The organism is Acidovorax sp. HMWF018, assembly GCF_003061035.1.
GTDB classification, from domain to species: domain Bacteria; phylum Pseudomonadota; class Gammaproteobacteria; order Burkholderiales; family Burkholderiaceae_C; genus Acidovorax; species Acidovorax delafieldii.
On record NZ_QAIM01000509.1, the window covers coordinates 8,198 to 10,755 of the forward strand.

Below are 2,558 nucleotides of genomic sequence, written 5' to 3' on the forward strand. Positions count from 1 at the left end.
CCCGCGACTACACGCTGCTGGCGCGCATCGACAACCTGGCCGACAAGGACTACCAGCTGGCCCGCACCTACGCCACCGCAGGCCGCACGGTGTACGTCGGTGTGAAGTGGGCGCCGCAGTGACCCTGGCGACGACCGCTGCTGCCCGCTGCCCCGCGTTGCTGATCGCGGCCCCGGCTTCCGGGCAGGGCAAGACCACCGTCACTGCCGCCCTGGCGCGCCTGCATGCGCGCCAGGGCCGGCGGGTGCGGGTGTTCAAGTGCGGGCCGGATTTCCTGGACCCGCACTGGCACCAGCTGGCCAGTGGTGCGCCGGTGCACCAGCTCGATTTGTGGATGAACGGTGAGGCCGACTGCGCGCAGCGCCTGCACGACGCTGCGCGCGAGTCGGACCTGATCCTCATCGAAGGCGTTATGGGTCTGTTTGACGGCAACCCCAGCGCGGCCGACCTGGCCCGGCACTTTGCGGTGCCGGTGCTGGCGGTGGTCGATGCCTCCGCCATGGCGGGCACGTTTGGCGCGCTGGCCTATGGCCTGCGCCACTACCGCCCGGGCCTGCCCTGGGCCGGTGTGCTGGCCAACCGCGTCGGTAGTGCCCGCCATGCCGACATGTTGCGTGACGGCTTGCACGATGTGGATGACTGGATGGGGGCGCTGATGCGGGTGCAGCCTGGTGCTGCCTCTGCTGCGGGCAAGGCTGGCGCCGCGCTGCTGCCCGAGCGCCACCTGGGCCTGGTGGCCGCGCACGAGTTGGACGACAGCCTGCAGCGGCTGGACGCAGCGGCCGATGCCCTGGCCGCTACCCCCCTGGGCCAGATGACGCTGGAGGATATGCAGCGCTGGGCTGTGGACTTTCCGGCGCCCGCCTCGAAGATTGCTGCGCCATCGCTGCTCGCGGGCCGCACCGTGGCCGTGGGGCGTGACGCGGCGTTCTGTTTTACTTACGCCGCCAATGTGCAGTGCCTGGAACAGATGGGCGCCCGCGTGGCGTTCTTCTCGCCCCTGCAAGACACGGCGTTGCCGGACTGCGATGCCGTGTGGCTGCCCGGCGGTTACCCCGAGCTGCACACCGCGCAGATCGCGGCCAACACCGGCATGTTGGCCAGCCTGCGCGCCCATGTGGCAGCGGGCAAACCCCTGTGGGCAGAGTGCGGCGGCATGATGGCGCTGTTCGATTCCATCACGCTGGCCGATGGCAGCGCGGCTCCGCTGTGGGGCTTGCTGCCCGGCCGCGTGACCATGCAAAAGCGCCTGGCGGCCCTGGGGCCGCAGCAGCTGACCGTGGCAGGACATACGCTGCGCGGCCACACCTTCCACTATTCGACCAGCGACAGCAGCGCTCCCGTGGTGGCCCGCACGGCGCGGCCCAACGAGGCGGTTGCGCGGGATGCGGGTGAGGCTCTGTACCAGCAGGGCAGCATCCATGCCAGCTACTTCCATGCGTGGTTCCCGTCCAGCCCCGAGGCGGTTGCGCATCTTCTCGGCGGCCAGAGCAAAGCATGACATCCGCGTCGCACCCCATCACTACCGAGCTCATCCTGGGCGGTCAGAAAAGTGGCAAATCCCGCCGTGCTGAGCTGCTGGCACGCGACTGGCTGGCCCGATCCGCCGACCACCGCGCCGTGCTGATCGCCACCGGGCAGGCCTGGGACGACGAGATGCGCGAGCGCATCGCCCGCCACCAGCGCGACCGCGCCGAGCGCGTGCCAGGTTTGCAGACGGTGGAAGAGCCGCGCGATGTGGCCGCTGCCGTTGCGCGGCACAGCGCGCCGCAAACCCTGGTGGTGGTGGACTGCCTAACGCTGTGGCTCACCCACTGGACCATGCCCCTGGGGTTCGAAACCATGGATTTGGAGCAAAAACAGGCGCAAGCGCTAGAGTGGAATGCCCAGGCTGCTATGTTTTTGGAAGCAATTCGGCAGTCCCCCGGGCCCGTTGTTCTGGTGGGCAACGAAATTGGCCTGGGGGTCATCCCGATGGGGCGCGAGGTGCGCGCCTTTGTCGATGCGCTGGGCATGCTCAACCAGCAGGTGGCGCAGGTGTGTCCACGGGTCACGTTGATGGCTGCCGGTCTGCCTCTCACTTTGAAGGAACCCTGCTGATGAAACCAACCCCCGTGCGCCGCATCCTGTGGGTCATCGCCATCTTGGTGCTGCTGGGCCTGCTGATGGCCGGCCTCGCGCGTGCGCAGCCGGTGCACATCCGGGACGACCGGGGCCGCGAGGTCTCGCTGCCCCGGCCCCCCCAGCGCATCGTCAGCCTGTTGCCCTCGCTGACCGAAAGCGTGTGCGAACTGGAGCAATGCCACCGGTTGGTGGGCGTGGACCGCTACTCCAACTGGCCGGAGGCCGTGATTGCCAAGCTGCCCAAGGTGGGGGGCGGGCTGGACCCAAGCATCGAGGCCGTTGTGGCACTCAAGCCCGATGTGGTGCTGATGTCCGTCAGCTCGCGCGCCAGTGACCGGCTGGAGGCGCTGGGCCTCACCGTGGTGCAGCTGGAGCCCAAGACGCATGCCGACGTGCGCCGCGTGCTGGGCACTGTCAGCGACCTGCTGGGCGTG

General features: G+C 69.0%; 3 protein-coding genes. All 3 read left to right on the forward strand.

Annotated elements, in window-relative coordinates; translation table 11 throughout:
* The first annotated feature begins 118 nt into the window (after positions 1–118).
* On the forward strand, positions 119–1,501 hold the full coding sequence (locus DBR23_RS21605) for a cobyrinate a,c-diamide synthase (RefSeq protein WP_108499549.1): 1,383 nt from the start codon (positions 119–121) through the stop codon (positions 1,499–1,501).
* Positions 1,498–2,100 carry a bifunctional adenosylcobinamide kinase/adenosylcobinamide-phosphate guanylyltransferase gene (locus DBR23_RS21610; RefSeq protein ID WP_099730645.1) on the forward strand — a complete coding sequence of 201 codons (603 nt, stop codon included), beginning with the start codon at positions 1,498–1,500 and terminating at the stop codon, positions 2,098–2,100. The genes DBR23_RS21605 and DBR23_RS21610 overlap by 4 nt, the downstream gene beginning before the upstream one ends.
* Positions 2,100–2,558: ABC transporter substrate-binding protein (locus tag DBR23_RS31450; RefSeq protein WP_233250657.1), on the forward strand; the 459-nt coding region annotated here is incomplete at its 3' end. The genes DBR23_RS21610 and DBR23_RS31450, both read left to right, overlap by 1 nt.